The sequence below is a fragment of the Parabacteroides sp. PF5-9 genome (genome assembly GCF_029893105.1).
GTDB lineage: Bacteria > Bacteroidota > Bacteroidia > Bacteroidales > Tannerellaceae > JARXWG01.
In genome coordinates, this window is record NZ_JARXWG010000007.1 from 124,171 (window position 1) to 143,032 (window position 18,862).

General features: G+C 40.9%; 17 protein-coding genes, 1 tRNA gene and 1 rRNA gene. 5 read left to right on the forward strand and 14 right to left on the reverse strand.

Annotation, left to right across the window (positions count from 1 at the left end; translation table 11 throughout):
* Nucleotides 1–11: 11 nt before the first annotated feature.
* The 3 genes from M2135_RS06040 to M2135_RS06050 are packed head-to-tail and all read left to right on the forward strand — an operon-like array spanning nucleotide 12 to nucleotide 4,900.
* Entirely contained in the window at nucleotides 12–2,552 is a 2,541-nt protein-coding gene (locus tag M2135_RS06040; protein WP_280747711.1) for an Hsp70 family protein, read from the forward strand.
* A gap of 22 nt (nucleotides 2,553–2,574) precedes the next feature.
* Nucleotides 2,575–4,362, forward strand: a complete 1,788-nt coding sequence (locus tag M2135_RS06045) for an AAA family ATPase (protein ID WP_280747712.1) — start codon at nucleotides 2,575–2,577, stop codon at nucleotides 4,360–4,362.
* A gap of 1 nt (nucleotide 4,363) precedes the next feature.
* Nucleotides 4,364–4,900, forward strand: a complete 537-nt coding sequence (locus M2135_RS06050) for a TerB family tellurite resistance protein (RefSeq protein WP_280747713.1) — start codon at nucleotides 4,364–4,366, stop codon at nucleotides 4,898–4,900.
* A gap of 52 nt (nucleotides 4,901–4,952) precedes the next feature.
* On the opposite strand, the gene cobC is transcribed toward M2135_RS06050, so the two are convergent.
* From cobC to M2135_RS06085, 7 genes are read right to left on the reverse strand one after another with little or no spacing between them, the layout of a single operon-like run.
* Nucleotides 4,953–5,483: an alpha-ribazole phosphatase gene (gene cobC, locus M2135_RS06055; RefSeq protein WP_280747714.1), complete on the reverse strand. Its 531-nt coding sequence runs from the start codon at nucleotides 5,481–5,483 to the stop codon at nucleotides 4,953–4,955.
* A gap of 2 nt (nucleotides 5,484–5,485) precedes the next feature.
* Nucleotides 5,486–6,235, reverse strand: coding sequence for an adenosylcobinamide-GDP ribazoletransferase (gene cobS / locus M2135_RS06060; protein ID WP_280747715.1), 750 nt, complete (start codon nucleotides 6,233–6,235; stop codon nucleotides 5,486–5,488).
* A gap of 1 nt (nucleotide 6,236) precedes the next feature.
* Complete coding sequence (gene cobT, locus M2135_RS06065) at nucleotides 6,237–7,274, reverse strand: nicotinate-nucleotide--dimethylbenzimidazole phosphoribosyltransferase (RefSeq protein WP_280747716.1); 1,038 nt, start codon at nucleotides 7,272–7,274, stop codon at nucleotides 6,237–6,239.
* 11 nt (nucleotides 7,275–7,285) lie between these two features.
* On the reverse strand, nucleotides 7,286–7,798 hold the full coding sequence (locus M2135_RS06070) for a bifunctional adenosylcobinamide kinase/adenosylcobinamide-phosphate guanylyltransferase (protein WP_280747717.1): 513 nt from the start codon (nucleotides 7,796–7,798) through the stop codon (nucleotides 7,286–7,288).
* Nucleotides 7,786–8,754 carry an adenosylcobinamide-phosphate synthase CbiB gene (gene cbiB / locus M2135_RS06075; protein ID WP_280747718.1) on the reverse strand — a complete coding sequence of 323 codons (969 nt, stop codon included), beginning with the start codon at nucleotides 8,752–8,754 and terminating at the stop codon, nucleotides 7,786–7,788. Before cbiB ends, M2135_RS06070 begins: the two co-directional genes overlap by 13 nt.
* Before the next feature lie 12 nt (nucleotides 8,755–8,766).
* Complete coding sequence (gene ruvC / locus M2135_RS06080) at nucleotides 8,767–9,327, reverse strand: crossover junction endodeoxyribonuclease RuvC (protein WP_280747719.1); 561 nt, start codon at nucleotides 9,325–9,327, stop codon at nucleotides 8,767–8,769.
* A complete protein-coding gene (locus tag M2135_RS06085) occupies nucleotides 9,320–9,637 on the reverse strand; it encodes a DUF4286 family protein (RefSeq protein WP_280747727.1) in 318 nt (105 codons plus the stop codon). The genes ruvC and M2135_RS06085 overlap by 8 nt, the downstream gene beginning before the upstream one ends.
* A gap of 74 nt (nucleotides 9,638–9,711) precedes the next feature.
* Here M2135_RS06085 and M2135_RS06090 point away from each other — a divergent pair.
* Nucleotides 9,712–9,785 (forward strand) — tRNA-Ala (locus M2135_RS06090).
* Between the two features lie 99 nt (nucleotides 9,786–9,884).
* Here the strand turns inward: M2135_RS06090 and M2135_RS06095 are convergent.
* Entirely contained in the window at nucleotides 9,885–10,346 is a 462-nt protein-coding gene (locus tag M2135_RS06095) for an Lrp/AsnC family transcriptional regulator (protein ID WP_280747720.1), read from the reverse strand.
* Nucleotides 10,347–10,521: 175 nt separating this feature from the next.
* Here M2135_RS06095 and M2135_RS06100 point away from each other — a divergent pair, with 175 nt between their 5' ends.
* Nucleotides 10,522–11,808 (forward strand): O-acetylhomoserine aminocarboxypropyltransferase/cysteine synthase, encoded by a 1,287-nt coding sequence (locus tag M2135_RS06100; protein ID WP_280747721.1) that lies wholly within the window; start codon nucleotides 10,522–10,524, stop codon nucleotides 11,806–11,808.
* Nucleotides 11,809–12,122: 314 nt separating this feature from the next.
* On the opposite strand, the gene M2135_RS06105 is transcribed toward M2135_RS06100, so the two are convergent.
* The 6 genes from M2135_RS06105 to rrf form a co-directional block, all read right to left on the reverse strand.
* Nucleotides 12,123–13,187: a family 16 glycosylhydrolase gene (locus M2135_RS06105; protein ID WP_280747722.1), complete on the reverse strand. Its 1,065-nt coding sequence runs from the start codon at nucleotides 13,185–13,187 to the stop codon at nucleotides 12,123–12,125.
* Between the two features lie 362 nt (nucleotides 13,188–13,549).
* Nucleotides 13,550–14,806, reverse strand: a complete 1,257-nt coding sequence (locus tag M2135_RS06110) for a hypothetical protein (protein WP_280747723.1) — start codon at nucleotides 14,804–14,806, stop codon at nucleotides 13,550–13,552.
* A 33-nt stretch (nucleotides 14,807–14,839) separates the two neighbouring features.
* Nucleotides 14,840–15,964 carry a DUF4861 family protein gene (locus M2135_RS06115; RefSeq protein WP_280747724.1) on the reverse strand — a complete coding sequence of 375 codons (1,125 nt, stop codon included), beginning with the start codon at nucleotides 15,962–15,964 and terminating at the stop codon, nucleotides 14,840–14,842.
* Between the two features lie 19 nt (nucleotides 15,965–15,983).
* Complete coding sequence (locus M2135_RS06120) at nucleotides 15,984–16,760, reverse strand: gluconate 5-dehydrogenase (RefSeq protein ID WP_280747725.1); 777 nt, start codon at nucleotides 16,758–16,760, stop codon at nucleotides 15,984–15,986.
* A gap of 6 nt (nucleotides 16,761–16,766) precedes the next feature.
* The gene (kduI, locus tag M2135_RS06125; protein ID WP_280747726.1) at nucleotides 16,767–17,609 is read right to left on the reverse strand and encodes a 5-dehydro-4-deoxy-D-glucuronate isomerase; all 843 of its coding nucleotides are present in this window, start codon (nucleotides 17,607–17,609) and stop codon (nucleotides 16,767–16,769) included.
* Between the two features lie 830 nt (nucleotides 17,610–18,439).
* Nucleotides 18,440–18,551: ribosomal RNA gene (gene rrf, locus M2135_RS06130) — 5S ribosomal RNA — on the reverse strand.
* Nucleotides 18,552–18,862: the final 311 nt, after the last annotated feature.

Here is an 18,862-nt window from a genome sequence, read left to right on the forward strand (position 1 = left end):
CATAGATCAAAATGGCAAGGATAAAAATTGACTACGGCATTGACCTGGGAACCACCAACTCGGCAATATCCAGAATGGAAAGAGGAGAAGTGAGAATCATTAAATCGCTTGACAAACAGAAAGACACAACCCCTTCTTGTATCGCTTTTAATCCTAAAGGAACGATATTCGTCGGTGATAAAGCATACGACAGTTACAGATCGAACAGTTTGAAAAGCCTCTCCAACAAAACGCCATTGAACGCCTATGTGGAGTTTAAAAGAACCATGGGAACCGATAAAAAATATCATAGTTCCTATTTGAATAAGGAGTTTAGTTCGGAAGAACTATCGGCTGAAATATTGAAAAGATTAAAAGAGTATATACAGGATGAAACGATCAAAGCGGCCATCATTACTGTTCCTGCCGCTTTTAAAAACAATCAGATTGACGCAACACGCCGAGCCGGCAAATTAGCCGGATTTGATCATATAGAAGTATTGCAGGAACCTGTGGCGGCTTCGATGGCTTACGGATTGGACAGCAGTAAAAAAGAGGGATTCTGGCTGGTGTTCGATTTCGGAGGAGGTACATTCGATGCTGCATTATTAAAAGTGGAAGACGGGATCATGAAGGTCATCGATACCGAAGGTGATAATTATCTGGGAGGCAAAAATCTGGATTATGCCGTCGTAGATCAATTGATTATTCCACACATCCAGCAAAAATTCAGTATTGACGGGATGTTGTCTGATGACCATAAAAAAGCGGAATTCAGAAGCGCCCTAAAATTCTTTGCCGAAGAGATAAAAAACAACCTTTCTTTCAATGCATCACATAATATTTATGTCGATCCGGGAGATTGCGGGGAAGATGATAACGGGGAAGAAATTGAAATCGATCTGACGGTGGTTCAGGATGATCTTAAACGGATATTCACACCTATCTTCCAGAAAGCGATTGACTGTAGTTTAGCGCTTTTAAATAGAAATAATTTGAAAGGGAGTTCCCTGGATTCGCTGATTCTGGTCGGTGGGCCAACCCTCTCTCCGGTGCTTCGTGAAATGCTCGACAAACAACTCTGCAAACCCGATACGAGCGTCGACCCAATGACTGTTGTATCGAGAGGAGCAGCTCTGTATGCCTCAACGATCGATATCTCGGAGAGTATCAAAGAAGAATCACGCGACCGGACAAAGATCCAATTGGAAATCGGACATGAAGCATCCAGTGTGGAACCGGAAGAGTTTGTGACACTCAAAATATTGGCCGACAAAACAGAAGGCACAATTCCTGATAAGGTCTTTGCCGAAATAAGCCGAGGCGATGGCGCCTGGTCGAGCGGAAAAGTAGAGATCAATACATTAGGTGAAGTGGTTGACGTTCAACTTGCCGAAAACAAAATGAATGTTTTTGAAGTGACGCTCTATGATGATAAAGGGAATGTTTTGGAATGCGAGCCTGCCTCGTTCAGTATTATTCAGGGATCAAAGATCGGAAGTGCTACCCTACCCTATAATATAGGTATTGAGATATTACAAAAAGTGACCAGTAAAGTGGTGTTTGTCACAGTTAAAGGATTGGAAAAAAACCAGTCTCTCCCGGCTACAGGGACAATCAACGGATTAAAAACCCAAAAGCAAATACGCCCGGGAATGGATACCGACTTTATTAAAATTCCTATTTATCAAGGCGAGCATAACTCTGAAGGGACACGAGCAATTTATAACGAACACGTATATGATATCATTATCAGTGGGGCTGACCTTCCGGCATTATTGCCGGAAAGTGCAGATGTGGATCTGACTTTCAGCTTAGATAAGTCACAAAAAATGACCGTTCAGGCGTATTTTCCATACTTAGATCATACGGCAGAAATCAGCGTACCGACAGATACTGTGCAATCGGTTGACACAAAATGGTTGGAAAGTGAGTTGGATAAAGCCGGAAAGAGTATCAAAGCCCTCAAGCAAGAAGGAGAAGCGGATACGAATAAACTGCAAAAGCTTGAAGCTGAATTGGGACAAATCACTCAATCTTTCGAGAACAGTAAAAATGATGTCGATGCCAAGCAGGAGGTGTTGACTAACCTGCGAAAATTATTGAAAGAAATTGATCAATTGACAGAAACATCCGAATGGCCGAAAATGGAAAAACAGCTGAAAGACGAATTCCACAAGCTGGAAGAAGCAAACCAGAAATTCGGAAATGAGAAAACATCTCAGGCCGTAGCTGAACTGGAAGCGCAAGTGGAAGAGGTCTTTGCGAAAAAAGACACCAAACTTGGCGGTCTCCTTCTGGAAGAGATCAACCAATGTTTTATGCAGCTTACTTTAATTTTCCAACTTATCGGCTTGGTGAAATACCTGAATGATGACTTCAACAAGATCCAATGGAGAGATCCGAATAAGGCCAGAGCATTGCTCAACCAAGCGATACAGCAGATCGGAGAAAAACCGACTGTAGAAGAACTGCAACCAATTATCATGGCCATCTATCAATTATTGCCTCCTGACTTTACACAACCCCAAGGGGGAATCACTGATTTTAATAATGATATTTTGACCCTGTAATACACTTTTTGAAGCAATCGTTATGACTCAAAAACAATCCATATTATCCAAAGGTCAGCTGATCGATAACAAATACGAGATCGCTTTTTTCCTAAAAAAAGGGAAATATGCAGAATCTTATCGGGTGAAAGATCCGGATGGGAAAACACGGTTTTTCAAGCTGTTTTCGTACACAAAACTTCATCGTACACAATTCACGTCCGAAGGCGATGTACTTGAGATTGAACTACTGAAACAACTTCAACATCCTAACATTGTCAAATATAGAGATAGTGGTGACCTGTTGATTGATAATCAGAAATATGGTTATGTCGTTCTTGATTTCATTAGTGGGGAAACGCTGGCAGAACAAACAAACCGGGAGAAGAATATCAATCCCTATGACGCCAAAGACCTGATATTGGGTGTATTGAACGGTTTGAATTACCTGCATAATCTGGAACATCCGATTATCCATAACGATCTGACCAATCAAAACATCATGCTCGATCTGGCTGGAAAAGTAAGCGTAGGTAAGATTATTGATTTCGGATATGCGCGTTATCTCAACCAGTCGCACAAAGATTTTTACAGTGAAGGATTAAACCCCTTCTATATGGCCAATGAGATGTTTAATCACATCTTCTCTGTGCAAAGTGATATCTTTGCTGTAGGAGCATTATATTATCATTTGTTATTCGGTCTGCCGCCCTGGTTTATTGAAATATCCCGTTACAAATCAGATACGGTCAATCTGGAAGAGGCCATACTCAAAGAGAGAAAAAAACCGTTGAAAGTCGTTAACTCGGAGATCAACGTTGAGCCGGAAACGCTTCATATCATTACGAAAGCATTACAGCCTGAAGCCGAACACCGTTTCAAAAGTGTCAAAGAATTTATACAGGCATTGAATGGAGAGATAGAAGTGGAAATACCCGCACAGACCCAACCATCACCCCAAAGTATTCAGACAAAAGAGAAAAAGAAAGGTGGAGGTTTCGAAGATATCGCAGGGATGCAGGAATTAAAAGAGACGATCAAGCTAGATGTAATTGATGCTCTGAATGATAAAGAACGTTATGCTGAATATGGCTTAACAATCCCAAATGGCATACTATTGTATGGTCCTCCCGGTTGTGGAAAAACTTTTTTTGCGGAGAAAACAGCGGAAGAGATCGGTTTTAATTTTTACCAGATCAAACCTTCCGACATTCAAAGTAAATGGGTAAACGCCACACAGGAAAACATTAAAACGCTTTTCGACGAGGCTCGTAAAAATGCACCGAGTATCGTTTTTATTGACGAATTGGATGCCTTGGTGCCAAGCAGGGATAATGCCAGTGTGAACCATATGAATACGAGTGCGGTCAACGAATTTCTGGCGCAAATGAACAATATCGGAGACGATGGCGTATTCATCATCGGAGCAACCAACAAACCCAGTTCTATCGATTCGGCTATACTTCGCTCCGGCCGATTGGATAAACATATCTTTATCCCACCTCCGGACTTCGAAGCCAGAAAAGAGATGTTCAAACTCTACCTGAAAAAACGTCCTAAAGAGATAGGTATCGATTATCATTCACTGGCTACAGCGACTGACAGTTATGTCTCAAGTGATATTAAATTCTTGTGCGACGAAGCATCCCGGGAAGCATTAAAATTAAAGTCCCGCATTTCTATGGAAATTATTCTGGGAACAATAAAAAAACGGCCACCTTCTATTTCCAGAAACGAATTAGACAGTTATTTACAGATAAAAGCGGAAATGGAAGGAGAGACTCCGGCTAAAACAAATAAACTACCAAGTGTTGGTTTTATAAAAAAATGATATGGAACAATTAAATTTTAATCAACTGCTTTTGAAAACCGTATTCTCCTGTATGGCCTGTGATGGCAATATAGACGATAGAGAAGTTCAGTTGATCAAAGAGATGCACAGTCAGAAGAAACTATTCGGTGATATCGACATCCATGCAGAATTAGATCGTTTACTTTCAGCCATTAACAAAGAGGGTTTATTATTCCTGAAAAAATATTTTGAAGAACTTGGTACATTTCATTTTTCGGAAGAGGAAGAACTTAAACTCATAGGTGCCGTTATCGAAACGATTAAAGTAGATGAAAAAGTGGAATACAATGAAATCAAATTCTTTAAAGTCATTCGTTCGAAACTAAAAACATCCAATGAAGTCATACTGGAAAAGTATCCCGAAGCGGAAGAATTTCTGGAAGAGGATGTAATCTCCGAATCACTGATATTCAGATTACAGGATGACTTCCTGGATAAATATACACTCCCTAAATTTGAAATGATAAACATTCTCGAAGAGAGTGAGCAGAAAGAGGAAGATGAAAAAATAGACTGATTCTCGTTAAGCCGGTTTAGTAGATACCTATCACTAAACCGGCTTTCTTTTATTAGATATCGATTTTTATCACTTCCCCATACGAAGGCATACGATCAAACGCCTCTTTCATTTCATATTCTCCGGCATAAATACGTGCACAAGTCAAAACACCTCCGTGCGCAAACAAACAGACACGATTATAAGCACTCGCTTTTAACTCATTCAGAAATTCACTCACTCGATTAAAAAGATCCATCATACTCTCACCGTTAGGTGATGAGGTATTGATCCAGTCTTTAAAAAACACATCCGATGCCGGGTCATTCGACAACTCGTCCCATGAACGCATCTCCCAATCACCGAAATTGATCTCTTTAATCCGATCCTCACGGTGAGCATCCCCATACCCGCAATAGGTTGCCAGACGAACACAACGCGACAGCGGACTGGTCCATACCCGGTCAAAAGAGAGGCCTGAGAGATTGGATTGAACCACTGCTGCCTCTTCTTCAAAAGTTGGTTTTAACGGAACATCTGTCTGTCCGTATGTATAGCCTATAGGAACGTCTACCGACGTATGTCTAACCAAATAAATCTCCATAACTACTGATTCACATAAATAATCAAAATTCCCAGATAAAAGCTTAGTTCACAAAGTAAAAATGTGGCACCGCAACAATCTCCGGAATATCCTTGTAACTTTCTGTTCATGAATGAGGTTAATATAAACCAGATCAACACTGGTAGTATACAAGCAAATAGATAAACCGGATGAGGCAACCACAGCAAAGGTAATAATCCAAAAAGGAAACTAATGAAATATTCCTTTTTATTCATCCGATTATAAACTGTTTTATTTTTCGAAGTCTCCGAAGTACGCACATAAGGAAGACGGTTGATTATCATACTCGATACACTTTTCGAATAAGGATCGGCAACTAACATCACTGCGCCTGTAAGTTCAAGAGGTAAAGCGACAAGAATAGCAAAATAGAGTCCGAAATAACAGATTAAACCTACGACCCCATAGGTTCCGATATGTGAATCTTTCATGATCGTCAAAATGCGATCACGTGTGTTTCCCCCACCAAAACCGTCAAAGAAATCAGCCAGTCCATCTTCATGTAAACAACCGGTAACCAATAACCGGGTTATTATTGCCAACAATATGGCTACAGTTCCTGGTAGAAAAAGTGCGGATATATAAAGCGTCAAGACCGAAAGTCCTGCTGTTAGCCAACCTGTCAACGACCAGTAACTGACTACATTCTTAAAATATTCGGCAGAAACATTCCCTAATCGCCAGAAAGGCAACCGTGTAAAAAAGATAAATGCCGCCAATACCCGCTGCATATTAAAAATATTTTGTAATCGAAGCTTGGCCAAAACTATGCATCTCATTGAGCATTCGGACAGCCGATTCAACAATCGGATAAGCACAAACCGAACCCGAACCCTCTCCCAGACGAAGTCCCAAATCCAATAACGGTTTTACTCCCAGAACATCCAACAATCGTTTATGTCCGGCCTCATCTCCACAATGACCGAAAATGCAATAAGAAAGCATCTCCGGATACAACCGGGAGGCAGCCAGAACACTATTCGTCATGATAAAACCGTCCACCAGAATAATCATATGTAATTCTGCGGCTTGTAACATACCACCTACAGCCATGACCATCTCATACCCACCAAAATAAGTCAATACCTCCAATACTTCTCTACTACCGGAATAGTTGTCAAGCGCTTTTTGTAAAACCCGTTGTTTATGTTGTACCCCTTCATCATCCAAGCCGCTTCCGGCTCCTACGCAATCACATAAAGGGATATCCGTCAAGCAGGTCATCCACATACTTGAAGTTGCCGTGTTACCAATTCCCATTTCTCCGAAACTGATCACATTGCAACCTCTGCTATGACATTCAGAAACAATCTCTGCTCCGTATTGTATGGCCAGATCGACCTCTTCACGGGTCATGGCCGGTTCATACAGAAAGTTTCGTGTTCCTTTTCGGATCTTCCTGTCGATCAGTTGAGGAATTGGTGGGAAATCAAAGTCCACTCCCCCATCAACAATCTTTAACTCAAAACCGTGTTGACGAGCCAGAAAGCAGACACCTGCTCCTCCATTCAGAAAATTATGAATCACCTGGCGAGTCACCTCCTTAGGTGATTTACTAACCCCTTCATCAGCTATCCCATGATCAGCCGCATAAATTACATTGACAGGAGAACTGAGTTCGGGAGAAAGCGACTGCTGAATCCAACCGATCTGAATCGCCAACTCCTCCAAACGTCCCAAAGAACCTTTGGGTTTTGTCAAATCATTGATCTTTACTTCCAATGCTGGAATAATCGCAATATCAGGTTTACTTATCTGAAATATTTTCATCTGGTTTCAATTTATTTTTTTACAGTTAAAGGTAAGCCGCTAACCATCAAGATCACCTCATTGGCACACGACGCAATATATTGATTGAACCATCCCTGAAGATCGGTAAATTTCCGTTGTAATTCATCCGGCGAAGTTCCTCCCATACCGATTTCATTGGTTATAAAAATAAGCGTCGCTTCTATTTCTGTCAGTTTATTGAATTCATCTTTCAATTGAGAAAGAGATAATTCCACATCACTTTGGTTATCAAAGAAAAAATTAGTTGCCCATAATGTGACACAATCGACCACCACCGTCTTATTCCTCAGATTATGATGGGAAGGGTATTTTTCTTCTTCTATATTGATCCATTCCGAACTACGGTCTTTCTGATGACGTATAACCCTTTGTTTGAACTCTTCATCCCAGACCCTGGAAGTGGCCAAATAAACCGGCCGGTCTGATAATGACAGCGCCAACTGTTGGGCATATCGGCTTTTGCCGGATCGCTGTCCTCCGGTAATAAGAATTATATGTGCCATAAAGGATTAAGTAAAATAAAAACAAGAACAACAATTCCCATCAATAATTCAGTGTGGCTATTTACCTGAACAGCCTTAACAAGATCTTCATCCGTAAATAAACGATCATTCGTTCCGATATATGGTTTCTCAATCTCTTCACCAAAATAATCATGCGCACCTCCAAAACGACAATCCAAAATTGCAGCCATTGCTGCTTCAGGATAACCAGCATTCGGACTCGTATGTGCCCGTCCGTATTGTTGTATGAACGAACGTTTATCCCAGCACCCCGACACCAACAACATCAAATAAGCCGTCATACGGGCAGGGATATAATTGGCAATATCGTCTAATTGTGCCGCTATCCGTCCAAACTCCAAGTAACGTTCATTTTTATACCCAATCATCGAATCAAGTGTATTGATCATTTTATAAGCCATCATACCGGGTAGACCTAAAACAGCAAACCAAAACATCGGTGCTATCACACCATCACTCAGGTTCTCTGCTAATGATTCCAAGGCTGCAGTTCGTATCTCCTGAGGAGTCAGACAAGATGTATCTCTGCCAACAATACGCGACAATTGTATCCTCCCCTCTTCCGTATTTCTGTTCACTGCTTCAAATACCCCCTTTACCTCATTGATCAGAGTTTTCCCCGACAAACAGAAAAAGACCCCGATACCGGTCAGTAAAGCGGTAAATAACGGATCGATCCACCGGGAAAGACTCATGAGTATACCATCCGTAATACCAAACGTTGATACAATTAGTATCGCAGCCATAAGTCCACCATTTGAAACCTTGTTTTTCCCTTTGTTAAACTCCTTTTCACCGGCAGCAATCAACTTACCAAACAAGACCACCGGATGAGGCCATTTCTCCGGATCACCCAATAGGCGGTCAGCCAGCCAACCTCCGATAAATGGAATCACTTTTAATAAATAAACATTCGTATAAAATGGCCAGAACATACTGATGATACTTTATTTTTTAACTTTTCCCGGGTTTTTAGCAATAAAATCTTTCCAACCCGAATACTTCTTTTCCGATACGGGGTTATTTGTTTGGTAGTAATGACATAAAGCTGCAGCCAATCCATCCGTTGCATCCAACTGAGGCAGCATCGATTCCCCTGGAATATGTAATATCCGTTGTAACATTCCGGCCACCTGTTCTTTGGAGGCGTTGCCATTTCCGGTAATCGACATTTTTATCTTTAAAGGCGCATATTCAAAAATCGGGATATCACGCTCCAAAGCCGCAGCCATTGCGACTCCCTGGGCACGTCCTAATTTAAGCATACTCTGTACATTTTTTCCAAAGAAAGGAGCTTCAATGGCCAACTCATCCGGATGATACTGATCAATCAAACTAAGTACCCGGTCAAAGATCTTTCGTAAACGCAGATAATGATCCTCAAATTTATCCAATTGCAGTATACCCATCGCTTCCAACCGTGGTTTTTTCCCTTCAACAACCAGTATACCATATCCCATCACAATGGTACCGGGGTCTATCCCTAATATGATACGATCCTTATTCATGTCCCAGATTTATCTCTTCCAATAAGGTGGTAAATCCGGTCATCTTATTTCCAAATTGTTGTACCAGTCTTTTTTGCAACAAAGCGCCTTCTTGTTTTATCCAGTCATTCAACGTTTCCACATTCTTTACATGAAACTGAACAGAATAACTTTCTCCCCCATCATCCGACGCATGCATGATACGGCGCAGACATGGATTTTGCAGAAAACCACTGACTATGGCTTGAGGGATATATTCTTTTTTCAGATAATTCAGGGATTCCTGTAGTATATCTTTATCAATATGAAAAGTAGTATTGTATACGATCATCTTTTTCATCAAATTTCTCTCACAAAGATAACGCATATCTCAGGAAAACGCCTATATTTGCACACGAAAATCACGGGGCATTAGCTCATCTGGCTAGAGCGTTAGACTGGCAGTCTAAAGGTGATCGGTTCGAGTCCGATATGCTCCACAACCAAGTATAATTCAAAACAACACCCAGATTTACACCCCGCATTGTAAGTTTGGGTGTTTTTTATTTATTCGTAAAATACACCACCCCACTTCATTTTCAAATCGGAATTCCATAATTGTGCTTAATATCTGCCATCACAAATGTACTCGTCAAAGAACCCAGACTATCAATCGTACCAAGCACATTCAGGATAAACTCCTGATAATACTTCATATCGGGAGCATGGATTTTCAATAGAAAGTCATACTCCCCGGAGATATTATAACATTCGGTGACCTCCGGGATATCTTGTATGATACGGGTGAATTCTCCGGCGATATCACGATTCAGTCTTCTTAGTTTTACACTACAGAATACAACAAATCCATAGTTCAGTTTTCCGGCATCCAATACCGCGATATATCTTTTAATATAACCCTCTGCTTCGAGTCGTTTAAGACGTTCGAACACAGGAGTTGTAGAGAGGTTGACTTGCGATGCAAGCTCTTTGGTGGTCAATTTGGAATTATCCTGCATAATTCGCAGGATCTGTAAATCAGTTTTATCTAAAACATCCATAGAATAAAATTCTTTAAACGGGTTATCTCATTATCTCAACCGGAAATATACACTATAAACAACATCAAATTTAGTAACATTTTCCATATTTTTCAATTTTATTGTTTGATATTTCTTTGTAATATAATTTTGTCAGAAATAACACAAATTAAGACATCTGTTAAATTACCCGGTTATGAAAAGAAAAAAATTACATTTCGAGACATTACAGCTTCACGTAGGACAAGAGCAACCCGATTCGGCAACTGATTCGCGGGCAGTTCCTATTTATCAAACGACATCATACGTTTTCCGCGATTCAGCTCATGCCGCGGCACGTTTCGGCCTGACTGATATAGGAAATATCTATGCCCGTCTGACCAATCCCACCCAAAGTGTTTTCGAACAACGGGTAGCTGCTCTTGAAGGAGGTATAGCCGGACTAGCCGTTGCTTCAGGCGCAGCTGCAATCACTTACGCACTTGAAAATATCACCCGTGCGGGTGATCATATTATATCCGCCAAAACCATTTACGGCGGTACCTATAATTTGCTGGCTCACACACTGTCTGCTTACGGAATCACAACAACATTTGTCGATCCTTCTGATCTCTCGAACTTCGAACAAGCCATTCGGAAGAATACCAAAGCTATTTTTATCGAGACACTAGGTAATCCCAACTCAAATATAATCGATATTAAAGCGGTAGCAGCCATTGCGCATAAACATCACATTCCACTTATTGTAGACAATACGTTTGGCACCCCGTATCTGATCCGTCCAATTGAATACGGCGCAGATATCGTGGTTCATTCTGCCACGAAATTTATAGGAGGTCATGGCTCCTCTTTGGGAGGTGTTATTGTTGATTCGGGAAAATTTGATTGGGCAGCTTCCGGTAAATTCCCACAGCTAACAGAACCTGACCCAAGTTATCACGGTGTCCGTTTTGTTGATGCCGCCGGATCGGCTGCTTATGTGGTTCGTGTTCGGGCAATCCTGCTTCGCGATACAGGAGCAACAATTAGTCCCCTGAACTCTTTTCTCCTGCTCCAGGGACTGGAAACACTTTCCCTTCGTGTCGAGCGGCATGTGGAGAATGCACTTAAAGTGATTGACTATCTTCAAAATCATCCGAAAGTAGAGAAAGTAAACCATCCGTCTTTACCCGAACATCCTGATCATGCCCTATACAAGACCTATTTCCCAAACGGTGCCGGCTCCATCTTCACCTTTGAAATCAAAGGAGGAGAAAAGGAAGCACATCGTTTTATTGATCACCTCGAAATATTTTCCTTATTGGCCAATGTGGCAGATGTCAAATCTCTGGTTATTCATCCGGCAACTACCACCCATTCGCAACTCAATAAACAGGAACTGACAGAACAAGGTATCAAACCCAATACCATACGTCTATCAATAGGAACAGAACATATTGAAGATTTATTGAACGATCTGGAACAGGCTCTGGGAAAGAGCTGACCGCATAGGTTCTTTCCCAAATCATCCGCTAACGGGAATAGATTAGATTAACGTGAGCTCGATATAAAGATTTATCTTCAGATAGTGTAAGATTTGAAGATGGGAACAGTTTGTGTGATCTTTATATTGTGTAATGTTTGAAGGTTTTCCAAAGGCCAAATCCCGCAGGGATTTAATGTGAATAACCCCGGGTCGATCCGCTACGCTCCTCTTCACCCGGGGTTATTCACATTAAATCCCTGTGGCGTTCGCCTTCACTATCTTCAAGTATTCTTCGGATTGAATACTTTTTTCTTATATCGAGTTACGTTAGATCACATAATAACCACCTTAAATGTATTCGAGCCATTGGTGTCTTGTACATATAATATATAGTGGCCTCTATCCAAAGTAGAAGTATTTAAAATATTCGTCCGATCTGTTTGAGTGGTCAATTTTCCACTCATCGTATACAAGCTGGCAGTTCGAATAGTATAAGGAGAATGTATGACTATTTCATGTTCCGATTGGGAAATTGTTATCTCAGGAGAAATAACCGAAACATTGTGATCAACGGTTTCCTTCTCTGATAAATAATCATCCCATTTATAGACCCGCACATAATCCACTCTCATCTCCGCAGATATAAAATCACCCGGAGGCATACGCCCTTCATCAAAATTTCCACCGATGGCCAGATTCAACAGGATATAAAAATCACGGTCAAAAGGTGCGCCTGTTGTCCCGTTTTCCGAATACCAGCCTTTCACCTCGGCCAGTGGCACATCATCACAATACCAGCTCATTTTATCCGGACTCCACTCGATGGCATACAGATGAAAATCATCCAGTCTGCCTCCATTGGGGATATGTAGTTCCCCTGTTCCCGAGTAAGTATTCCGCGGCCACGATCCACCATAATGAATCGCCCCGCTATATTGATAAGGCAAACGCCCTTTCCCTTCAAAAATATCGATCTCTCCGGAGGCCGCCCATTGTCCATAAAACGATTCTTGCGGCATCATCCAAAAAGCGGGCCAAACTCCTTCGACAGCATTCACACGAATTCGTGCTTCTATCCGTCCGTAAGTGGTCTGGTACTTATCCCGAGTAAGCAAACGGGAAGAGGTATACAATTTATTTCCCCGTTGTTCTTTCTTTGCAGTAATGATCAACATCCCATCCTTTACCACATAGTTCTCATTCGTATAATACTGCTGCTCATTATTGCCCCAATCTGTCAAACCTTCGCTCTCGCCTGTTCCCAGTTGTACACTCCATTTCTTTTGATCCAACTCCTTTCCGTCAAACTCATCATGCCAGTCAAGACGGAAAAAACCTTGTGAGAAAGCAGAAAGGCTGATCAATAACCCTACACTGATTAATACGTTCTTTTTCATCGGACATTCGTTTTAATGAAACTTATTAACTTCTTGCTCAAAGATAACTCATTTCAACAGACTCTTTGTGGGGTATTTTACAGCTTTCAACTACAGTATACCACCTCTATCCGTTTGATCAGATTCATCTCGGGATTTCTTCTCAATGGGTGAGTGATTTCTCCCTCTTAGATTAATCGTCTACCAATTGGTTCACTATCGTCTACCAACTGTTGCCCGATCGTCTACCAATTGGTAGACGATTAAATAGAGGAAAAGAAAATACTGCTCCTATTGGAAAAAACAGGGAAGTCATGCAGAAGAAACCAATAAGCATCTATGGTAAAAAAGGAATGGTAATCGTTTAAGTATAGACCTTTTCTTTAGTTCAATTTCAGGGCTGCCTCAGGCGAGTGATGATATTTATTATACAATTTAATCACATCACTAATACTGTATCGACTTAACAAGGTCATCCATACCCTGTATCCGGCTGTAGGATGGAAATGATCCGGATGATTAATAATATGAATAAATGTCTCTTCTAAGGTTAAAAACTCAAATCGACTAAACTCGCTTTTTCGCTGACGACTACACAGTATCGCGCTAAGTTCATCACTATTGATATTGAGTCTGCCCACACAGCATAAGGAAAAATTGGCAATGTCTGCTTCAAGAAACAAAGAGAGAATTTTTGCGTTTCTCCAATCATACTGAATCTCATCCTCATTGGTTAAAGCTAACTCTTCTTCCAACATACGCTCGTACCACAAACGCATTCGACCTCCTTCTCTCTTACTGGCCGATGATTGAAAATCTTTACCGTCAAGCTGCTCTTCGATAGAGATCGACCATTTGCCCGGGTGATAGTATAAGTTCTCCCCTCTTTGGGTTAGTAAAATCTTATGATCCTTGGTCTCTATAAGAGTATGCAGACAAAGTGAATGTGGAAAAAGAACTTCGCCATGCATCTTGTCGATCATCTGTTCACATATGGCTCTGTTTAAGCCGTTCTCTTTCGCAAAGACAATCTTGCTGAAAGAGGTTTGTCGCAATCGTAAAAGTAGTTTTTCATGGCTAACCATTGGAATTTCTTCCAACATATATTTGACCGAGTCGTCTGAGAACCGAAATTCATTTTCTGCCCTAAACTGTTCATAAGCCTCTTCCTGGAGTCGCTCTTTCATTGAGAAATAAAACTCTTCCCCATCAAAGGCTATATGGTCAAATCTCCATCCCCACCTTTCATTGGTCGCCTGAACGGTTACAGCATTTCCCCACGCTAACCCTTTATAGGACGATTGTCGGATGGAGGGATCAATGTATTTTTGATTGATCTGTCCAAGTGTAACGGCGCAATAGTTGTTTTTATAATAGCAGTTGACACTTTTGCTGAACAGATAAACTAAAACCATCACCAGAATAGGTATCCATGCTATTTTGAAACAGATATGAGAAGTCGAATTTTCTAAAATGTATTTGCCGGAATGATCTTCTAATGAAGCTATTGCTGTAACTATAAGCGTTATAGCTATTGATGCACAGTTGGTATATATGGCCCATTCCCATTTCTTAAGAAACATTCTTGGATAAAAGATCAGTTTATCTATAACCATCTGTTTGTCTGTTGTCTGCAGCATAAAAAAAACAGCTATTAAATTATCGTCCGAAATTTACAATAGAACTACCTGCAAAGGAGAAGTTTTAGTCTGGCTGAAGCGAACCATCGCATCGAACCACGCTTTATCGGTCGGATAATGCCACTGACTCCATCCGCCACCGAAATAGTAAACAAACTCAGTACCCGGCTTATAATCATTCATGATCAATAAATGATTCGCTTCTTCTTTGATCTGAACTTCTTTTTGAGGGAGATAGACACCTACATAGTTTCTTCCCGATGCGATTCCGGCATTGGAAACTGCATTTTCTGCATAAGCGATTAACTGGTTTTCAGGATCTGTATATCGATCTCCTTCTCCATTATGTAAGACTATACCTCCGGCAAGTTTCATCGGTTGGTTCGCTCCTTCATAGCGTACCACCGCTTTATTTAACAGACTCCCGGCATCAACTGTAATGGTGATGGTCTGCGTATAGTAATCGTGGCTTACTTTTACCGAATCGTAGGTCAAGGCAAAAACCGAACGTAACGGACCGTTTTCGATCACCGCAAAGCGATTGTAATGATCACCAATCCATAGTTTATCGGTATATGGAGCAATTCCACCTGCACCCAAGGTATGTCCTACAGTATAACAGTCCAGTCCAAGTCCATGGTCCACATGATAGGAAAGGCCATCGACCAGCTCGTCGTGATAGAATTTGTCGACAATCAAATCCGCTGTCCGTTTGAGCCACAGGTCTACTCCGTTACTTGGATTTTCCCCGGCCAGTGCCGGGCCATACATCCGATAAACGGACAGATCGTTTTCCCAGGCAAAATCGTCTTTGCGTTCCGGCACATAACGGGCATGCGTTTTAGACGTGACCTCGGCTGGTGTTCCTTCAATGAATTTATATTCGACAGAAGAATGGGCTGGGATATCTGCCTGAAAAATCAAGGCATACACTTGATTATTATCACGCAATAACTGATAAGCGATCTCTTGGCCTTTATGATCGTTCAATAGGTATTTTTTTTCAGCAAAATCAACATTTAACTGCCGAATGTTCACTTCTACCATCTCTTCCCGACGGTCAAAATCAAGGGAGTTCGTAACCTTTATCACGACATATTCTTGTTGACAGGCGACCAACAAGAAGAATAACAGGTTTGTTAAAAACAGATTTTTCATATGGCTACAAATTGGAGGATTAAGGTTGTTTGCCGATATAGGCCAATATGCCTCCGTCGACATACAGGATATGGCCGTTTACAAAATCGGATGCTTCGGAAGCGAGGAATACGGCCGGACCAACAAGGTCTTCGGGAGTACCCCAGCGAGCAGCCGGGGTTTTAGCGATAATAAAAGAATTAAAAGGATGCCCCTCTGTGCGCAGCGGTGCTGTTTGCGGGGTTGCAATATAACCTGGACCTAAACCATTACACTGAATATTATACCCTCCATATTCGGAAGCAATATTCCGGGTCAGCATTTTTAATCCTCCCTTAGCTGCAGCATACGCCGAGACCGTCTCACGCCCAAGTTCGCTCATCATCGAGCAGATATTGATAATTTTGCCCCCACCCTTTTCGATCATTCCGGGAATCACCGCTTTGGCGACAATAAAAGGGCCTGTTAAATCGATATCAATCACTTGACGGAAATCAGCAGCACTCATCTCATGCATCGGGATACGTTTAATGATACCTGCATTATTGACAAGGATATCGATCGTTCCGACTTCTGTTTTTATCTGTTGCACCAAGGCATTCACCTGAGTTTCGTTGGTTACATCGCAAACATACCCTTTTGCCGGAATGTTTTTTTCGTTGTAAAAGGCCATTCCTTTATCAACCATCTCCTGATTGATATCATTAAATACAATCTTCGCTCCCGCCTCTGCCAAGCCGGTTGCTATAGCAGCACCTATACCGTATGAAGCGCCTGTTATCAAGGCTACTTTTCCTTTTAAATCAAATTGTTTCATATCTATTTATCTTAATTCTGTCTCTTTGTAAAAGTCCTGATCGCCATAATCCAGATTCTCTCCGGCCATCCCCCATATAAAGGTATAATTGCTTGTTGCTGCCGCTGAATGAATAGACCATTCAGGTGAAAGGACAGCCTGGTCGCCTTCCATCCAGATATGGCGTGTTTCGGTTGGCTCACCCATAAAATGACAAACGGCCTGTCCGTCCGGTACTTCAAAATAGAAATAAGCTTCCATTCGCCGGCTATGTGTATGAGCCGGCATGGTGTTCCAGACACTACCCGGTCGTAGTTCGGTCATTCCCATCTGCAATTGACAGGTAGGCAACACCTGAGAGACCAGCATTTTATTAATGTTACGGTGATTAGAACCTTCTAACGACCCCATTTCAGCCACAACAGCATCTGCTTTTGTAATTTTTTTGTCGGGGTAATTCCGATGTGCGGGCGCTGAATTAAAATAAAATTTAGCCGGATTAGCCGGATCATTACTTTCAAAACGAACTTCACGATTGCCTGATCCCAGATACAACGCTTCTTTATATTCCAGATTGAAAACGGAACCATCAACAATCACTTTCCCTGGTCCTCCGACGTTAAATGTTCCGAATTCCCGACGTGCCAGGAAATAATCCGACTTTAACGGATCGATCGTTTCAAGCACTAATTGCTCACCGATCGGCATAATCCCTCCAACAATCAACCGATCATATAAAGAGTAAACCATATTAACTTCATCGGCGACAAACAGCGTTTGAATCAAATACTCTTTTCTTAACCGATGGGTATCATACTGTTTTGCATCCTGAGGGTGTGATGCATAACGAAGCTCATAATTTGTTTTCATAAGAACAATATATTTGTTTATAATTAATCTGAAAGGTATGCATTAGACTGTACTTGCTTTAAATAGGAAACATCCATACTTTATTATAAATCCCGGTTTAGCCTCTTATATGCCCGGTGTGTTCGCGCACGGAAGCTATATGTTACAAAAGTAGTACATATTTTGATATATGGTCTAAGTTTGTCTGTGAGTAATCAAGATTAAAAAACGGTTTTCATCTATATACCAAACAGGCATTTACTTGAATATTATGATCATTTGTTGATAATATTAGAATATACAACTTGAAGAAGTTGTAATAAATGTTCATTTTTTGCCTTTTTGAAGCCTAAAAAAATTAGTGCCGGTTTATATGTTTGTTTTTGAGGAGAAACTTTCTGTGGATAGAAAACCTGCCATATCTTTGTATCAGAAATCAAGAGAGATACATAATAGAGTGTAAAAGGATAACAAGTTTATAGAGTAAAAACCAAACAACTAAGATTAACAAATTTAAGAGTAAAAACGATTAAGGAAAAAGTAAAGTTAAGGTTAGTCATTTGATTTGTAGAGTAAAAGCCACAGAAAACCAGAAAAAACAAAAGAGTAAAAAGAGATTACGAAACCACTTTTTTTAGATAATGAGTAAAACCTGATTGAATTAAACCTAAAACAACCAAAACAATAAAATAGACGTAGTCAGAGTAGAGTAGGCTGTCCTATAAAGGGCAGCCTTTCTTTTGCGTAAAAGTATCTAAAGCACAGGTGATCGCAAATAGGATTGTTGCGGGGATATATAATAAAAAAGAGGTACATTCCTCCATTCGGATCGAATATACCTCTTAATCAAAAACTGGCAGCTACCTACTCTCCCACATTGTGTGCAGTACCATCGGCGTTACGGGGCTTAACTTCTCTGTTCGGAAAGGGAAGAGGTGGAACCCCCGTGCCATAGCCACCTAAATGTCTTTACGCTCATCGCGCATTCGACAAATGAACAATTGACAATGGATAATTGACAATTATATAAAATCGATTTGTCGTCATTTAATTTCATATTTTAGTTGAAAATTATCATTTCAACTAAAATGACTAGCCAGACCATCAATAAATAAAGTATTACTTTTAACTTACCCTTCTTTCGTTGCTGCCTCAAATGTCTCGTTTTCTAGCGATTGCTCACCTTTCAACTCCACATTTTCCTCTTTTCAACTAAAAAAAGTATATCCATCCTGCTGTCTATTTCATCCGCCTTTTTTATAGCGGTGATACTT

Excerpts from the sequence above, each read along its gene's own strand:
- M2135_RS06120 (WP_280747725.1), bottom strand. The coding sequence starts at position 16,760 with ATGAAACAATTTGATTTAAAAGGAAAAGTAGCCTTGATAACAGGCGCT.
- cobC (WP_280747714.1), bottom strand. The coding sequence starts at position 5,483 with ATGGAGATTTATTTGGTTAGACATACGTCGGTAGACGTTCCTATAGGC.
- M2135_RS06095 (WP_280747720.1), bottom strand. The coding sequence starts at position 10,346 with ATGGATGTTTTAGATAAAACTGATTTACAGATCCTGCGAATTATGCAG.
- cobS (WP_280747715.1), bottom strand. The coding sequence starts at position 6,235 with ATGCAGCGGGTATTGGCGGCATTTATCTTTTTTACACGGTTGCCTTTC.
- M2135_RS06115 (WP_280747724.1), bottom strand. The coding sequence starts at position 15,964 with ATGAAAAATCTGTTTTTAACAAACCTGTTATTCTTCTTGTTGGTCGCC.
- M2135_RS06085 (WP_280747727.1), bottom strand. The coding sequence starts at position 9,637 with ATGATCGTATACAATACTACTTTTCATATTGATAAAGATATACTACAG.
- cobT (WP_280747716.1), bottom strand. The coding sequence starts at position 7,274 with ATGAAAATATTTCAGATAAGTAAACCTGATATTGCGATTATTCCAGCA.
- cbiB (WP_280747718.1), bottom strand. The coding sequence starts at position 8,754 with ATGTTCTGGCCATTTTATACGAATGTTTATTTATTAAAAGTGATTCCA.
- M2135_RS06110 (WP_280747723.1), bottom strand. The coding sequence starts at position 14,806 with ATGCTGCAGACAACAGACAAACAGATGGTTATAGATAAACTGATCTTT.
- M2135_RS06070 (WP_280747717.1), bottom strand. The coding sequence starts at position 7,798 with ATGGCACATATAATTCTTATTACCGGAGGACAGCGATCCGGCAAAAGC.
- M2135_RS06045 (WP_280747712.1), top strand. The coding sequence starts at position 2,575 with ATGACTCAAAAACAATCCATATTATCCAAAGGTCAGCTGATCGATAAC.
- M2135_RS06050 (WP_280747713.1), top strand. The coding sequence starts at position 4,364 with ATGGAACAATTAAATTTTAATCAACTGCTTTTGAAAACCGTATTCTCC.
- ruvC (WP_280747719.1), bottom strand. The coding sequence starts at position 9,327 with ATGAATAAGGATCGTATCATATTAGGGATAGACCCCGGTACCATTGTG.
- M2135_RS06100 (WP_280747721.1), top strand. The coding sequence starts at position 10,522 with ATGAAAAGAAAAAAATTACATTTCGAGACATTACAGCTTCACGTAGGA.
- kduI (WP_280747726.1), bottom strand. The coding sequence starts at position 17,609 with ATGAAAACAAATTATGAGCTTCGTTATGCATCACACCCTCAGGATGCA.
- M2135_RS06105 (WP_280747722.1), bottom strand. The coding sequence starts at position 13,187 with ATGAAAAAGAACGTATTAATCAGTGTAGGGTTATTGATCAGCCTTTCT.
- M2135_RS06040 (WP_280747711.1), top strand. The coding sequence starts at position 12 with ATGGCAAGGATAAAAATTGACTACGGCATTGACCTGGGAACCACCAAC.